Raw genomic sequence first — 15,270 nt, 5'->3', positions numbered from 1 at the left:
AGTCCTCAATTCTCGAAAAGGCTGTTCGCGCTGGTATGGATGTCAGGCGCTCGGCCATGGAAATCCGGGGGCCGTCCGATCGGGGCGACGCCGGGGTGCCGGTAATCCCGTCCGGCGGGCCATTCACGATCGTAGCCGCTGCGGGCCGCGGCAGCGGAATCCCCTGAGACCTGCGCCACACCGGCTGGCGGAATTCCCGAGTGCCTGGCCGCGTTGTACAAGATATTCACCTGACTCCTTGAAAGGACGACGCCGTGCTTGAACGGATTTCCGGTTCCCTGCTGGACCCCGATGCGCTCTATGCGAGCAACATCGAGCTGTTCCACAGCCCGGCGCTCAGCGGGCTGAACCTGGTGATGGGCTTCACCGGCTTTGCCGATGCCGGCCACGTGGTGAGGCAGATCAATGCGGAGCTCCTGGACACCCTCGACGCCGAGCCGGTGGCAGTGTTCGACGCTGACCAGCTCATCGACTACCGTTCGCGGCGGCCCCACATCTCCTTCGTGGAGGATCATCTGCAGGACTATCAGCAGCCGAAGCTGGCGCTGTACAAGCTGACGGACGGGCTCGGCAGCCCCTTCCTGCTTCTGGCCGGTTTTGAACCCGACCTTCAATGGGAGCGGTTCGCGCGCGCCGTCGTTGGCATTGTGGAAAAGCTCGACGTGAACCTGGTGACCTGGATTCACTCCATTCCCATGCCTGTGCCGCACACGCGCCCTGTTGGCGTGACCGTCCACGGCAACCGTCCGGAACTGATCGAAGGCATTTCCGCCTGGAAGCCCACCGTTGACGTTCCGGCTGCCGTAGGGCACATTCTGGAGCTGCGCCTCATGGAGGCTGAGCGCAATGTTGCCGGCTACGTGATCCACGTTCCGCACTACCTTGCCGACGCGGAATACCCGCCGGCCGCAGTAGCCGGACTTGAATTCCTCGGTGCCGCGACGTCCCTGATGTTGCCGGCGGACCGGCTGCGCGAGGCGGGCCGGGAAGTGGGCCGCCAGATCGCTGAACAGGTTGCAGCCTCGGAAGATGTGCAGCAGGTTGTCTCCCGGCTGGAAGAGCGGTACGACGAGAAGGCTGAGGGTACCGTCCGACGCTCGCTTCTGGCCGATGAAAATGACGAACTTCCGAACGGTGACGAGCTGGGCGCGGCAGTGGAGGCCTACCTGGCCCGCGAGAACCCGCACCCGTAGCCGGCCCCACGGCGTCCGCCTTGCAGACGCCTGCCCGGGGCGGGGCAGCAGCCCGGGCATAATGAGGGGGTGACTGCACCCCGAGCCTGGCTGATCTGGACCATCGGCATCTTCGCCTACCTTGTGGCCGTCTCCCAGCGCACCTCATTCGGTGTGGTGGGGCTGGAAGCCACCGAGCGGTTCCATGCCGGCGCGTCCGCCATCTCCTTCTTCACGGTGCTGCAGCTGCTGGTCTACGCCGGACTGCAGATCCCCGTCGGCCTCCTGGTGGACAGGTTCGGCTCGCGCATCATGATCGCCGGTGGAGCCGTCCTCATGGGACTTGGGCAGCTCCAGCTGGCCTTCGCCGACACCATCCCCGGCGGTGTGGCGGGGCGGGTTCTTGTGGGCGCCGGCGACGCCATGACCTTTATTTCCGTGATCCGGCTCATTCCCCTGTGGTTCGCGCCTGCCCGGGTTCCCCTGGTCACGCAGCTGACGGGCATGTCGGGCCAGTTGGGGCAGCTGTTCAGTGTGCTGCCGTTCGCCTTTGTCCTGCATTCCTTTGGCTGGACCCCCGGCTTCCTGATGCTCGCCGGCATGGCGGGCCTGGCGGTGGTGCTGGTGCTGGTCCTGTTGAAGGACCACCCGCCCGGTGTGCCCGCCCCCCAAGCGCAGCAAGGGTTGAAGGCCACGGGCGCCTCGCTCGCGCGGGCCTGGCGCCAGCCGGGTACCCGGCTGGGGATGTGGAGCCACTTCACCATACAGTTCAGCGGCACGGTGTTCGCCATGACCTGGGGATATCCGTTCCTGATCTCGGGACAGGGCCTGGATGCCGCAACCGTGGCCGGCCTGATGACCCTGTACGTTGCGGCGGCGATGGCCGTGGGCCCTTTCATCGGGCAGTTCGTTTCCCGCCACCCACTTCGCCGGTCAACCATGGTGCTGCTCATCGCCGGGGCCACGGCCGCTGCCTGGGCCGCGGTGCTGGTGACGCCTGGCCGCTCCCCGCTGTGGTTGCTGGCGTGCCTGGTGGTGGTCCTGGCCGTCGGGGGGCCAGGATCGATGATCGGGTTTGACTTCGCGCGGACGTTCAATCCGGCGCACAGGATCTGAACCGCAACGGGCATCGTGAATGTGGGCGGTTTCATCGCGGCCCTCGTGGCGATCTTCCTGGTCGGCCTCGTGCTGGACGTCCTGCTGGCCAGCGGCTATTCCGACGGCGTCCTGTACGGGCTCGAGCCGTTCCGGATCGCACTTAGCGTTCAGTTCCTTTTGCTGGGCTTCGGCGCCGCCATGACGCTGGTCTGCCGGCGCAAAGTACGGCGTCAGATGGCCGCGCAGGGTGTTGTGGTGCCGCCGCTCCTCCGGGCCATGGCGCAGCAGCGGCGGGCGAACCTGGCCCGGCGGCGCCAGCCGTCCGAGTCCAAGGACCGCTGAGACTCTTCCTCCACACCTGGTCGCTTGTCCACATGGCCCAGGTTTTTTCGGGCGCGCGCCACCGGCTGAGCCAAGACTTGAACTATGAAACCTTCAGAACACCTGACCGTCCGAGGCCCTGAAGACATCCTCGGCTTCATCCCGCATTCCCTGGGCTACTGGCCGGCAGACAGCCTGGTTGCGATGACCCTGCACGGTAACCGGCTGGGAGCAACCCTGAGGCTGGATCTTCCAGGCCCGGAAACCCTCTCGGACCCGAAAGACTACGCCGACACGGTGCTCGGCTATCTCCAGGCTGACGGGGATGCCGACGGTGCCCTGCTGGCCTGCTTCACCAACGACGGCTGGATGGAACCTCCGGGAACCTACCGCGGGCTACTGGACGCGCTGCAGTCGGTCTTAGGGGCCGCGGGGATGCCGGTACGGGACGCCTGGTACGTCGGTGACGCCTTCTGGCGTGATGCCTATTGCACCGAACCGTCCTGCTGCCCCTCGCCGGGCCGGTCCGTTCAAGCGATCCGGGACAGCATGCTGAACGCCGAGATGGTTTTCCGCGGCAGCAGCGTCGGGCCCGCGCCGGAGGACGGTGCCCATCCTCCGCCCACGCTTTCCGGCGAGGACCGGACAGCCATCCTTGCCTACGAGGAAACGTGGGCGGAGCAGCTGGACCGGCGCCGGGGAGCAGGGACCAGTTTGGCCAGCTGATGGTCCAGTGGGAGGCACTGCTGGCCAACGTGCCTTGTCAGGTGCTGCCGGTCAACGAGGTTGCCTACCTTCGCGCGTCGCTCCGTGTCCCGGCCTGGCGTGACGCCGTCCTGGTGATGGCCGCGGCCGGTCAGGCGGCTGCCCTGGCGGGTGCCGCGAAATTCGGTATCTTCGATGCCGGCTGCATCCTGGCTCCGGTGGGGCCTGCGCTCCTGGGCTTCGCACCTTCCGGACCAGCGCCCGGAGCCGGAGGGGCAGGATGGGAGCCAGCCGGACCAGGTATCCCAGGCATTCCGGGGTATGGCGAAGTCCTGTTGGGGCTGGACCCTGTGGTTCCTGCCTGGCACACCCTTAACAGCCTTGACGCAGTGCTGGAACAGCTGACGGCGTGCGGCGGTCAGGCCGGTGCGGCCGCGCTGACAGGACGAGGGTGGATCGCATGGTGCAGGGGACGGGGGTCGTACGCTGCCGCGTACCTCGGCCGTGCCCTTGAGGAGGAACCAGGCTACCGGCTCGCTGAACTCATGCTTGAGCTGGTGCGGCGCGGCAACCTCTGCGGCTGGGCTGCACGGAAGGAAGCCGCCTGGCGGAAATTCGAACCGGATGCAGCCTGAGCCGCTGTAGCCTCACCAGTGGGACCGGGATGCGCCAGCCTTGAGGTCGGGTTTGGGAAAACCATGAGACAATGGTTGCCGAGACCCGGTTGGGTCCGTGAATCAAGTGCATGTGATGAAGCCCAGCAGGGAACATTATGGCCGCCCCGGCAGTTCTACTTGTAGACTCTGCCGGCCGTGGTTGCACCTGATATTCATCACGGACTTGACAGGGTCATAGTGGTGTTGCCCGTATGGTGATTCCACAGACCGCCGCTAGAAAGGTTTTCTGTGACCCCGTCTTCCGCGAAGAAGGAACCCGCCGCCCAGGACGATTTGTCCCCTGAGGCGAAGCAGGCTGCAACGAACGCCAAGCGAGCAGCGACGCGGGCAGCCAACAAAGCCATCAAGGATGCCTCCGGTGACACCGGTTTGGACGGCAAGCCTGAGCCCAAGAAGCGCGGGCCCAAGCCCGGCGCCAAAGCCGCTGCCGAAGCAGCCGGAAAATCCGCGCGCGGCGACGACGACGAGGACGTTGAGGAGGACCTCGACGACATCAACATCGCCGATGACAGCGAGATCACCGCAGCCAAGGCCGCCTCAGCAGCAACGGGTAAGGGCTTTGTCTACTCGGATGCCGATGACGACGATGCCCCTGTCCAGCAGGTAATGTCGGCCGGTGCCACGGCTGACCCCGTCAAGGATTACCTCAAGCAGATCGGTAAGGTTGCGCTGCTCAACGCCGAGCAGGAAGTCGACCTCGCGCTCCGGATCGAAGCCGGACTCTTCGCCGAAGAGAAGATCAACGCCGACGACGGCTCGATGGAACCCAAGTTCAAGCGTGAACTTGAATTCGTCATCCACGACGGCAAGCGTGCCAAGAACCACCTGCTCGAAGCCAACCTACGCCTGGTGGTTTCACTGGCTAAGCGCTACACCGGTCGAGGCATGCTGTTTCTGGACCTCATCCAGGAAGGCAACCTGGGTCTGATCCGTGCTGTCGAGAAGTTCGACTACACGAAGGGCTTCAAGTTCTCCACGTACGCCACGTGGTGGATCCGCCAGGCCATCACCCGCGCCATGGCAGATCAGGCCCGCACCATCCGCATCCCGGTGCACATGGTCGAAGTCATCAACAAGCTGGCCCGCGTGCAGCGCCAAATGCTCCAGGACCTGGGCCGCGAACCCACGCCCGAAGAACTGGCCCTCGAACTGGACATGACTCCTGAAAAGGTCGTCGAGGTCCAGAAGTACGGCCGCGAACCGATCTCCCTGCACACCCCGCTCGGTGAAGACGGTGACTCCGAGTTCGGCGACCTCATCGAGGACTCCGAGGCCGTGGTTCCCGCTGATGCCGTGAGCTTTACGCTCTTGCAGGAACAGCTGCATTCCGTTCTGGACACCCTGTCCGAGCGCGAAGCCGGCGTGGTGGCTATGCGTTTCGGCCTGACGGACGGCCAGCCGAAGACTTTAGACGAAATCGGCAAGGTCTACGGCGTTACGCGTGAGCGTATCCGCCAGATCGAATCCAAGACCATGTCCAAGCTCCGCCACCCGTCACGGTCGCAGGTCCTGCGGGACTACCTGGACTAGATCGGGACTCAGGCAGCGCCGGTCACCTTCCGCCCATCATCTTCGGATTGAGGGGTGAGAAGGGGACCCGCGTTTTCCTCTTTGGGATTCAACGCGTGGTCTCCACAACAAAGAATGCGTGGTCTCCATAACAAAGAAGAGGACCCCTCCGGCTGGAGGAGTCCTCTTCTTTGGTGTGTCAGGTTTGGGTGCGTCCGGTCAGTCGACGGCTACGGGAGCCTTCTCGTGAAGCCTGCCCGTCTCGTCGTGCCAGTCGGAGCTCAGCGGCCTCAGCGTAGCCTCGATTGCACGGGCATGGTGGCCGCAGAACAGCAGCTCACCGCCGGAGGACTCGAGTACAACGCGGACATATGCCTGAGCTCCGCAGCGATCGCACCGGTCCAGTGCGTTGAGTGTGCGGTCTGCCACTGCTGTTGTCATGTCGGCCTCCTTAGTAGATCTGTATGTCTATATAACCAGTATTCGTACCAATCCCATCGCAAGGACGGGTCAAGTTCGCTGTCCGCGTAGCCACAAGAATTGATCAAGGCGCACGTTTCCATCACGGAAGGATAACGAGTGGCCCGGCCCACAGCCTTGGCCCCGTGTGGCAGTCACCCGTCTGCTGCCGCGCCGACTAGGCTTGATGCAGCGCCCGCAGCGCCAGCTGTTCCGTCACTGAAGGAGTTCACAGCCCGTGGCACCAAGTTCCGATTACACCGCCCGGCACCTTTCTGTCCTGGAGGGCCTCGAAGCCGTCCGCAAGCGCCCCGGCATGTATATCGGTTCCACCGATTCGCGCGGGCTGATGCACTGCCTGTGGGAGATCATCGACAACTCGGTGGACGAAGCGCTTGCCGGTTTTGGCCACGACATCAAGATCATCCTGCACGCGGACAACTCGGTGGAAATTCACGACGACGGCCGCGGCATCCCCGTGGACGTGGAACCGAAGACGGGACTCACCGGCGTCGAGGTGGTCTTCACCAAACTCCATGCGGGCGGCAAGTTCGGCGGCGGGTCCTACACGGCCTCCGGCGGCCTGCACGGCGTGGGCGCCTCCGTGGTGAACGCCCTGTCTGCCCGCCTGGACGTTGAAGTGGACCGCGGCAGCAAAACCTACAAAATGTCATTCCGGCGCGGCGAGCCGGGGCGCTTCAAGGACCAGGGATCCAGGCTGGACCCGTCGGCAGTCTTCGCCCCGTTTGTGGACGGTTCCGTGCTGGACGTGGTGGGCAAGGCGAAGCGTGGTGTGACCGGGACCCGGATCCGCTACTGGGCAGACCGCCAGATTTTCACGCCGGACGCCAAGTTCTCCTATGACGAACTGGCCGCGCGGGCCCGGCAGACCTCCTTCCTGGTGCCGGGGCTCAAGCTCACCGTCCGCGATGAGCGGAGGCTGGCAGGGACCCCCGGTGAAGCGGCGGGCCACGAAGAGGTGTTCCACCACGACGGCGGCCTGTCCGAGTTCGTCGAGTTCCTCGCCGCCGATCCCGCCGTCACCGACGTCTGGCGGCTGCACGGTTCGGGTAAGTTCAAGGAAACCGTCCCGGTACTTGACGAGCGCGGGCACAGCCAGCTTGCCGAGGTTGAACGTGACTGTGAAGTGGACGTGGCGCTCCGCTGGGGCATCGGCTATGACAGCACCGTCCGCAGCTTCGTCAACATCATCGCGACGCCCAAGGGCGGAACCCACCAGTCAGGTTTCGAGCAGGCGCTGGTCAAGACGTTCCGGAAAGCAGTGGAGGCCAACGCCCGCAAGCTGAAGGCCGGGAACGACAAAATTGAGAAGGACGACATCTTTGCCGGGCTGACGGCTGTGCTGACGGTCCGGTTGGCCGAGCCGCAGTTCGAGGGCCAGACCAAAGAGATCCTGGGCACCTCCGCGGTCCGCGCCATCGTCGCGAAGGTGGTGGAGCAGGAGATCTCCGCGAAGCTGAACTCAGCCAACCGGAACGACAAGGCCCACTCAGCGCTGCTCCTGGAAAAAATCGTCAGCGAGATGAAGTCCCGGATTTCCGCGCGGGTGCACAAGGAGACCCAGCGGCGCAAGAACGCCCTGGAAACCTCGTCCATGCCCACCAAGCTCGCCGACTGCCGGACGGACGACGTCGACCGTTCCGAACTGTTCATCGTGGAAGGCGACTCGGCGCTGGGAACTGCCAAGCTGGCACGGTCCTCGGACTTCCAGGCGCTGTTGCCCATCCGCGGCAAGATCCTGAACGTGCAGAAGGCGTCCGTGGGAGACATGCTGTCCAACGCGGAATGCGCTGCGCTGATCCAGGTGGTGGGAGCCGGTTCGGGCCGCAGCTTCGACATCAACGCGGCCCGGTACGGCAAGGTCATCCTGATGACCGACGCCGACGTGGACGGCGCCCACATCCGGACGCTGCTGTTGACGCTCTTCTTCCGGTACATGCGCCCCATGATCGATGCCGGACGGGTCTATGCTGCCGTGCCGCCGCTGCACCGGGTGGAGGTCATCAACGCCGGGCAGAAGGCCAACGACATGATCTACACCTACTCGGAGACCGAACTGCACGTGCTCCTGGCCCGGCTGGCCGAGGAAGGCAAACGCTACAAGGAGCCGATCCAGCGGTACAAGGGCCTGGGCGAGATGGACGCCGGGCAGCTGGCCGAAACCACCATGGATCCGCGGCACCGGACACTGCGCAAAGTGGGCATCGAGAATGCCAAGCACGCGGAGGACACGTTCGACCTGCTGATGGGATCCGATGTCGCCCCCCGTAAAGACTTCATCATCGCCGGCGCCTCCAGCCTGGACCGGGAGCGGATCGACGCCTGACAACCGGTGACGGCCCGGCCCAGGAAGGCACAGCCCACAGGGCCCGGTCCTCCTGAGGGTGTCGTGAGCCGCCAAGTTTGGGTTAGTGGACGGGGTTTCGGATGTATTGGTAGACGGTTTCCCGGCTGATGCCGAATTCGCTGGGCAGAGCCGGCCCATGACGGAGAGCATGGGGTTCGCCAGGGGCGAGTCTTCGCCGGTGAAGACGAGGTTTTCCTTCACAAACTCGATGCGGGTCCACGAGCTCCCGGGGACGACGTTCCCCACCCCGTAGAACGTCGTACCTATGATTCGGATCAGACTGCCGCATTGGCGTTGAGTGAGCTGGAGCGTTGACTGGCCCTGGCTCTGGTTTCCCTATCACGGCAGTATCCATGGGAGCCTGGCCTACACACGGATGACCGGAGCGATCCGACTCTGCCCGAGCTATCGAAACGGGCAAGGGATTCCTTCGACATCGCTGTTGAAGCGGCCAGAGAATACCCTCTGGTCGCGAAATAGCTCCACGCACAAAGCCCAAGGGAATCATGGCTATGGCTCCCGCCACTGCTCCGACAAGCGCCTCGACCCAGGTCCCGGTGTTGAAAGCCACATCCCAGCCGCTCTTCGCCTGCATCTGGCCGTTGGTGACGATCACAACGACGGGCAGGAGGGCCCAGCTGATCCAACGAAGGACACGGGCGATCCCGTTGCGTATCTCCGAATTGACCAGTGAATACCGTTTGGCCTCGGCGGTGAGCCTGCTGGCATACGAACCGGTCCCCACGGCGACCACCCGCGCCCTGCCCTGCCCCGCCGTGACCGCAGAGCCGGACAGCACTCTCGAGCCCCGGTCCTTGTCCACGGCCTCTGATTCCCCAGGGAGGAGGGACTCGTCAACCTCCAGGCCAGTGTCGTCGATGATGACAGCGTCCGCCACGACCTGGTCACCGGCCTGCAGCACGGTGATGTCGCCCAGGACCACGTCCGCAACGGCAATTTCCTGCACGAGGCCGCCACGGAGTACCCGTACGCGAGCGGCATCAACGACAGCCAGCCGGTCCAGCAGCCTCTTGGCCCTGTACTCCTGGACCACCCCGATGGCGGCGTTACTGAGTGCGGCGAATCCGAAGAGCGCGTCTTGCCACTGCCCCAGGAAGAACAACAGCAGGAAGCAGCCGCCAACAATGCCGTTGAACAGAGTCAGCACGTTGGCCCGGATAATCTGCCACAGGCTCCTGCTCGAAGTGTCAGGTACTCCGTTGGCCAGGCCCGCCAGCGTTCTTTCCCTGACGTCCGCGGCGGAGAGGCCGGATCCGACGGGAGCGTCAGCCCCGGGCGGATATGGTGCCGCTGCCGTGCTCACGCGGCGTCCTTAGGGTGTTGTAGAGAGGGCTGTGCCGAGCGTCTTTCCCCACTCCCGTGCCCGGTCGATTTCACCGGGCAAAAGCTGGTTGGTGTCATCGACGAGGAAGCTTGCAGGCTCGGCTATGAGCTCAAGGCCATGTTGCTTGAGTCGCTTCGCGATGCCTTTGGACGCGTGCCCGGTCAGCAACTTGTTGCCCTCCATCCGGGTATCGAAGGCGGCCGCCTTCCCGGTTGCCTCGTCCAGGGAATCGAACCATGCGCGCAACCCCGGTCCTCCCGCCGCGGCGTCCGGGACCAGTCCCTTCTCCGGGTGTTCAAGGGCGTCTTTGACTGCCAGTTCCCACATCGGCTTCCTGCTCATGCCGTGGATGTGGGTCGGCCCTCCCACGACCAGAAGATCGGTGGCGGTGGGCTGCGTCTGGCCCGCCTCGTCGACGGACATCACGTGGGGTTCGGCCACCTCTTCCAGCCCTTGCGCTATCGCATCGGCGATGGCGTGTGTGTTGCCGTAGAGGGATTCGTAAACGATGGCTGCTTGCATAGTGTTGCCTTCCGCTCGAGTTCCGAGGCCGGGCCCTGGGCCCAACTGGCCGTATTTTCCAATAACTCCGCCGCGCAGGGCCCGTCTGTGCCCCGGACGCAGAACGAGCTCATCATGCGGTGATCACAACTTTCAGGGCGCTTGTTTCCGCGGCCCTGCTGAAAGTGTCGTAGGCATCCATGAACTGGTCAAAACGGAAGTGGTGCGTCGCGAACTTCTCCGCCGGGAGCTTTCCCTGGGCCACGAGTTTCAGCAGCATCGGGGTGGTGTTGGCGTTCACGAGTCCCATGCTGATGTTGATGTTCTGAATCCACAGGTTCTCCACATGAAGTTCCACGGATTTCCCGTGTACCCCGACGTTGGCGACGTTCCCGCCCGGCCGGACGATGTCGGTACACATGCTGAAGGTCGCGGGAATGCCCACTGCCTCGATGGCCACGTCCACACCTTGGCCGTCGGTCAGGCCCAGCACCTGTTCCTTCCAGCCGGAGTCCCCTGAGTGCACGACGTCGGTAGCGCCAAACTCGCGGGACTTTTCCAGGCGGTTCCCGTCAAGGTCGATGGCGATGATGGTGGCCGCGCCGTAGAGCCCGGCGGTGGCGATTGCTGCCAGCCCCACCGGACCTGCCCCGACCACCGCCACCGTGTCGCCGGGCTTCACCCGGCCGTACTGCACTCCGATCTCGAAGCCCGTCGGGAGGATATCGGAGAGCATGACGGCTTGCTCGTCACTCACTCCGGCCGGCAGAAGGTGCAGGGAGTTTTCGGCGTAGGGGACGCGGACGTATTCGGCCTGTGTGCCGTCGATCAGGTGGCCGAAGACCCAGCCGATGCCCGGGGCACCCTCGTCACCCATGCAGTGCGAATAGAGCCCGCTTTTGCAGTTGGCGCAGTGGCCACAGGACTTGATGCAGGAGATGATGACGCGGTCGCCCGGTTTCAGGCTGGTAACGGATGAACCGACCTCGGTGATGGTGCCCACTCCTTCGTGGCCGAGGATTCTTCCTTCCGTCACCGCGGGGACGTCGCCTTTGAGGATGTGCAGATCGGTCCCGCAAATGGTGGTGGTGTCCACTTTGACAATGGCATCGCTGGGATTTCTTATCACCGGATCAGGAACATCTGTCCAGGACTTCATTCCGGGCCCGCCGTAAACGATAGCTTTCATAACTGTTCCTGCCTGTTGCTGATGATGGAGTCCAGGGCGCGCGCGGAATGCTGCTCCACCTCAACGATGACGCCCGGTTGCCTTGGCGGTAAGGGACCAAGGTCCCGGAAGTTCGACGGCGGTGGCTCAGATCGTTGATTAGTCCGCGGTCCCTCCGGGCTCCAGTTGCCGGGAGATTATGACGGGGCCCGTGGCGTGGTGAAGGATTGCATGGGCATTTGACCCGATGGTTCCTCTGAGGAGCCCCCGGCCTTTGCTGCCGACAACGATGAGGGCGGCGCCGCGGGAGGCATTGAGGAGCGCCCGCGGGACTGAAGTATCCTGGGCGACGTTCTGGCTGATAGTCGCCTGCGGAGCCAGAGCCTGGGCGTCGTGAGCCGCCGTCTGTAGGAGACGACGTGCCGCCATTTGGCCGCCTCCGCCCTCGTTGGAGGTGCCGTCATGGGGCCGGATGACGTGGAAGATCGTCAGGTCCGCTCCCGTAGCGCTTGCCAGGGCACCTGCAATATTAAGAGCGCCCGCCGACCCGGAAGAGTCAATTCCCACCACAATGCGCCCTTCCGGGTTCTTGTCGAACCGGGTGACCGCAACGGGACAGGAGGCCGTCGCCGTGAGTTCCAGACTTACGGATCCCACCAGAAGTCCCATGAAGCCACCGATTCCGCGGCTGCCAAGAACCAGCATCCGCGCTCCGTCGGCGGTCCGGCGGAGATGGCCTGCAGGGAGTCCGTACAGGAGGGTGCTCCGGATCCTGACCCGGGGCGCCACGGAAAGCGCCTCAGCTTGCCCCTCATCAAGGATGGCCTGCGCCTTATGGTGCAGGCCGCTGCCGGCTATGCCCTTGACGGGTCCGAGGTCGTTGGTCAGCAGCGGCCACAGGGAGCAATGAACCACCTGTAGTTCACAATCCAAAAGCGCTGCGTGCCGTGCGGCCCATCGCGCAGCGAGGGCTGATTCAGCCGACCCGTCGTAGCCAACCACCACGCGGTCAGGGGTGAGCATGGCTGGACCCGGCTTGGGCGCCCTCGTCAGCGGAAGACTGCCGCGGGTCTGCCGGCGGTTCAGGGGTTTGTTTCACGGTCTTCCTCGGCATCCTGGCTGACCACCAGCACAGGGCGATGCGCATGGGCTGCACACGCTGCGCTCACGGAGCCCATGAGCTGGCCGAAGAGGCCGCCGTGGCCGCGCCGCCCGACAACCAGCAGTTGTGCGTTCAGGCTTTCTTCCACCAGAACTTTCGCCGGCGATCCCACTTTCACAGCTGTCGTGAGATGTTCCGGGCGCTCCGGGCCATAGTCTGTGTCGATGGCTTGTTCCGTGAGGCCTTTGGCGATCGCCTCGAGCTCTGCCGTATTATCGATGTACCCGGGATGCAGGTGCGCGGGTAGGTAGAAGTCGGAGAAGCCCAGGCACGTGATGACGTGCAGCGGGGCGGTCAATGCGGGTGCCAGCCGCCCTGCAAGGCACAGCGTCGCGGGGGAGCATTCGGAACCGTCGATTCCGACAAGAATGCGTTCGCTATCACTCATGGCAGTTCCTTTCTCTAAGGGCGCACTTACCCACCGCCCTCATGAAGGGTCACTCCAATCCAGCGCGGGTGGCCTCGTCCAAGGGACCACCCCAGGTCAGTGGGCCGGCAACCTTGAACCGCCTTCCAGTGACGCTCTCCGGGGAAATACGGAGGGAATGGTCCTTGCGGCCCGTCTCCCACGGAAATAGCAACTGTTCGATGTGGGCCAGCAGTTCAGGAGTCCGGGGGAGCGTCGCGGCAGACCCTTTCAAGACAACACTCCAGGCGATGCCGCCATTCGGGGCTGTGCCATCGACTTCAAAAGCCACCGTCTTGCCCAATGCGGCCGCAAGCTTGGTGCCGGCACCCGTTCGGAAGACCAGTGATTCATGATCAACCTTGTAATTGATGGGAAAGATCTCGGGGTGGTCGCTCACCCACACAGCAAGGCGGCCCACGGAATCACCCCGCAGCAACTTCCAGCTCTGCTCCGTTGGGACTCGGCGGTCTCCGGTAGCGTTGCGTCAGTCGTCATGCCATGAGCATGGGAGCGGGTACGCCCCGCAATGTAGGGCACAAAGACCCCTGGGCCAACCTGGACATGGATGAAAGCCGCCGAGGGGGCGTAGTCTGTGTGCGACTGCAACAGCCGGTTGCCCCTGCACTCGCGGCCGAATTCCGAGGAAAGGCGATTTCCGTGAGCGAACCCACCAGGCCAACCGGAGAGCACTGGCAATCTACTGCCGGCCCTCGAATGGACGAAGTTCATACCGACTTTGACCGTTCCGGGGAACTGGTGAGCGACCAACAACGGATGCAGGGGCTCCTGAATGCCGTCGTCGCCTTGGCTGAGGACCTGAGTCTGGAGGCCTTGCTGCAAAGGGTGGTCAGTTCGGCCTGTGACCTCCTCCAGGCTGAGTACGGTGCGTTGGGCGTCATCGGAAGCGACCGTGCCCTGAGCCATTTCATCACTGTGGGGATCGATACTGACCTCGCCCATAATATTGGCCCACTCCCCACAGGACATGGCGTTCTAGGCCTACTGACCCGCGATCCGAAGCCGTTGCGGCTGCACGATCTTAGCCAACATCCGGCCGCTTACGGGTTTCCCAAGAATCATCCGCCGATGAAATCTTTCCTCGGGGTGCCTGTCAGGGTGAGGGATGTTGTGTTCGGCAACCTTTACCTGACCCAAAAAAGGGGTGGCGGCGACTTCACGGATGAAGACGAGGAGCTGGCCGAGGCACTTGCTGCAGCCGCCGGCGTCGCCATTGAAAACGCCAGGCTCTATGACGATGCCCGGCGCAGAACCGCATGGCTGCAGGCGTGCATGGATGTGACGGGCAAGATGATGGGCGACGAGCAGGCACCGGAGGGCCAGAATGGGGGTCTTGACATAATCGCCGCCCGAGCACTCCGAGAGTCCAGCTCTTCACTTGCCCTCATTCTGGTCCCGGAGGACAAATCCAACTTATTCCGCATCGAGGGCGCTGCAGGAAAGGCCGCTTCGGAGTGGGTTGGACGGCTCTTGCCGTTTGACTCTGTCCAAATCGACACCGTCCTGGCTTCGGGCAAGGCAGCTTTGATTGAAGACGCATCGTCCGCCTTTGGCGACGGCGAGGGGGTGGTTGCGGGTCGGCTGCTGGTTATCGACCTCAGCGCCCGCGGCACCCACCACGGGCTCCTCGTCCTCCAGCGTGATTGGGCTTCCGGGACATTCAGCAGGACGGACATGGAAATGGGTCCGGTGTTCGGGTCGCACGTTGCACTTGCGCTCGAACTGGCCCGGGCGCACCGGATGCGGGAACAGATTGCCGTATTCAGCGACAGAGACCGGATCGCCCGCGACCTCCACGACCTCGTCATCCAGCGACTGTTCGCAGCGGGACTCAGCATCCAAAGCCTCCGGCGTCACCTGACCGGTGACTCGGCAGCCAGTACCATCCGGACTGTGACTGGGGAACTTGACGAGACCATCCGGGAGCTTCGCAACACCATCTATTCACTGAGCGACTCCGAGACCGAGACCGAGAAGGAACTTCTCAGCAGCCGTATCCTTCAAGTGGTCCGCACCGGCACGCAGTCATTGCCTTTCGTTCCGCTCCTGACGCTGACGGGGCCAATCGACGCGATCCGGGACGGGGAAACTGTCCCGAACATTTTGGCTGTCATCACCGAAGGGCTGAGCAACGCAGTTCGCCACTCGGGAGCGGAAACGATCCGCGTTTCAGTTTCCGTGGAGGACGGATTCGCCAGCGTCGTGATCCAGGACAACGGCACAGGATTCACGGTCCCTTCGCCTGGCAACGGACTGTTGAACATGGAACACAGAGCCCGGACGCTGGGTGGCACTTTCGAGGTGTCCAGCTCCCACGGGACGGGAACGGAATTCATCTGGAGGGCTCCGGTTTTTTGA

Annotated in this window: 13 protein-coding genes and 3 pseudogenes; 7 read left to right on the top strand and 9 right to left on the bottom strand. The window is 63.9% G+C overall.

What is annotated here, in order from left to right; all coding sequences use genetic code 11:
* Window positions 1-5: 5 nt before the first annotated feature.
* The gene (locus tag DAD99_RS00840) at window positions 6-230 is read right to left on the bottom strand and encodes a hypothetical protein (RefSeq protein WP_193339948.1); all 225 of its coding nucleotides are present in this window, start codon (window positions 228-230) and stop codon (window positions 6-8) included.
* A 24-nt stretch (window positions 231-254) separates the two neighbouring features.
* Between DAD99_RS00840 and DAD99_RS00835 the strand changes: the two genes are divergently transcribed.
* The 5 genes and pseudogenes from DAD99_RS00835 (at window position 255) to DAD99_RS00820 (ending at window position 5,503) form a co-directional block, all read left to right on the top strand.
* Window positions 255-1,193, top strand: a complete 939-nt coding sequence (locus tag DAD99_RS00835; protein WP_193339947.1) for a proteasome assembly chaperone family protein — start codon at window positions 255-257, stop codon at window positions 1,191-1,193.
* Window positions 1,194-1,262: 69 nt separating this feature from the next.
* Window positions 1,263-2,612: pseudogene (locus tag DAD99_RS00830) on the top strand (nitrate/nitrite transporter).
* Window positions 2,613-2,696: 84 nt separating this feature from the next.
* On the top strand, window positions 2,697-3,317 hold the full coding sequence (locus DAD99_RS21460) for a DUF4192 domain-containing protein (RefSeq protein WP_227007457.1): 621 nt from the start codon (window positions 2,697-2,699) through the stop codon (window positions 3,315-3,317).
* The gene (locus DAD99_RS21455) at window positions 3,263-3,931 is read left to right on the top strand and encodes a DUF4192 family protein (protein WP_309233168.1); all 669 of its coding nucleotides are present in this window, start codon (window positions 3,263-3,265) and stop codon (window positions 3,929-3,931) included. The genes DAD99_RS21460 and DAD99_RS21455 overlap by 55 nt, the downstream gene beginning before the upstream one ends.
* Before the next feature lie 270 nt (window positions 3,932-4,201).
* Entirely contained in the window at window positions 4,202-5,503 is a 1,302-nt protein-coding gene (locus DAD99_RS00820) for an RNA polymerase sigma factor (protein ID WP_193339946.1), read from the top strand.
* Between the two features lie 198 nt (window positions 5,504-5,701).
* On the opposite strand, the gene DAD99_RS00815 is transcribed toward DAD99_RS00820, so the two are convergent.
* Window positions 5,702-5,923: a hypothetical protein gene (locus DAD99_RS00815; RefSeq protein ID WP_160670061.1), complete on the bottom strand. Its 222-nt coding sequence runs from the start codon at window positions 5,921-5,923 to the stop codon at window positions 5,702-5,704.
* A gap of 256 nt (window positions 5,924-6,179) precedes the next feature.
* On the opposite strand from DAD99_RS00815, the gene DAD99_RS00810 reads away from it, so the two are divergent.
* Window positions 6,180-8,288, top strand: coding sequence for a type IIA DNA topoisomerase subunit B (locus tag DAD99_RS00810; RefSeq protein WP_193339945.1), 2,109 nt, complete (start codon window positions 6,180-6,182; stop codon window positions 8,286-8,288).
* A 153-nt stretch (window positions 8,289-8,441) separates the two neighbouring features.
* Here the strand turns inward: DAD99_RS00810 and DAD99_RS21450 are convergent.
* The 7 genes and pseudogenes from DAD99_RS21450 to DAD99_RS00780 form a co-directional block, all read right to left on the bottom strand.
* Window positions 8,442-8,522, bottom strand: a pseudogene (locus DAD99_RS21450) (recombinase family protein); the annotation flags it as partial.
* A 289-nt stretch (window positions 8,523-8,811) separates the two neighbouring features.
* A pseudogene (locus tag DAD99_RS00805) lies at window positions 8,812-9,363 on the bottom strand (cation-translocating P-type ATPase); the annotation flags it as partial.
* A 279-nt stretch (window positions 9,364-9,642) separates the two neighbouring features.
* Window positions 9,643-10,176 (bottom strand): flavodoxin domain-containing protein, encoded by a 534-nt coding sequence (locus DAD99_RS00800; RefSeq protein ID WP_193339944.1) that lies wholly within the window; start codon window positions 10,174-10,176, stop codon window positions 9,643-9,645.
* A 112-nt stretch (window positions 10,177-10,288) separates the two neighbouring features.
* Window positions 10,289-11,344 (bottom strand): zinc-dependent alcohol dehydrogenase family protein, encoded by a 1,056-nt coding sequence (locus DAD99_RS00795; RefSeq protein WP_193339943.1) that lies wholly within the window; start codon window positions 11,342-11,344, stop codon window positions 10,289-10,291.
* 138 nt (window positions 11,345-11,482) lie between these two features.
* Complete coding sequence (locus DAD99_RS00790) at window positions 11,483-12,346, bottom strand: universal stress protein (RefSeq protein ID WP_193339942.1); 864 nt, start codon at window positions 12,344-12,346, stop codon at window positions 11,483-11,485.
* A 59-nt stretch (window positions 12,347-12,405) separates the two neighbouring features.
* A complete protein-coding gene (locus DAD99_RS00785) occupies window positions 12,406-12,873 on the bottom strand; it encodes a universal stress protein (RefSeq protein ID WP_193339941.1) in 468 nt (155 codons plus the stop codon).
* Between the two features lie 49 nt (window positions 12,874-12,922).
* Complete coding sequence (locus DAD99_RS00780) at window positions 12,923-13,291, bottom strand: pyridoxamine 5'-phosphate oxidase family protein (RefSeq protein ID WP_309233167.1); 369 nt, start codon at window positions 13,289-13,291, stop codon at window positions 12,923-12,925.
* 317 nt (window positions 13,292-13,608) lie between these two features.
* Here DAD99_RS00780 and DAD99_RS00775 point away from each other — a divergent pair, with 317 nt between their 5' ends.
* A complete protein-coding gene (locus tag DAD99_RS00775) occupies window positions 13,609-15,270 on the top strand; it encodes a GAF domain-containing sensor histidine kinase (protein WP_193339939.1) in 1,662 nt (553 codons plus the stop codon).

Source organism: Pseudarthrobacter sp. AB1, from assembly GCF_014926485.1.
GTDB lineage: Bacteria > Actinomycetota > Actinomycetes > Actinomycetales > Micrococcaceae > Arthrobacter.
This window is presented reverse-complemented; position numbering and strand designations above follow the sequence as displayed.

Bases quoted from the DNA above. Each gene is read 5' to 3' on its own strand.
- DAD99_RS00790 (WP_193339942.1), bottom strand. From the start codon at position 12,346: ATGCTCACCCCTGACCGCGTGGTGGTTGGCTACGACGGGTCGGCTGAA.
- DAD99_RS00800 (WP_193339944.1), bottom strand. From the start codon at position 10,176: ATGCAAGCAGCCATCGTTTACGAATCCCTCTACGGCAACACACACGCC.
- DAD99_RS00815 (WP_160670061.1), bottom strand. From the start codon at position 5,923: ATGACAACAGCAGTGGCAGACCGCACACTCAACGCACTGGACCGGTGC.
- DAD99_RS00775 (WP_193339939.1), top strand. From the start codon at position 13,609: ATGGACGAAGTTCATACCGACTTTGACCGTTCCGGGGAACTGGTGAGC.
- DAD99_RS21460 (WP_227007457.1), top strand. From the start codon at position 2,697: ATGAAACCTTCAGAACACCTGACCGTCCGAGGCCCTGAAGACATCCTC.
- DAD99_RS00785 (WP_193339941.1), bottom strand. From the start codon at position 12,873: ATGAGTGATAGCGAACGCATTCTTGTCGGAATCGACGGTTCCGAATGC.
- DAD99_RS00795 (WP_193339943.1), bottom strand. From the start codon at position 11,344: ATGAAAGCTATCGTTTACGGCGGGCCCGGAATGAAGTCCTGGACAGAT.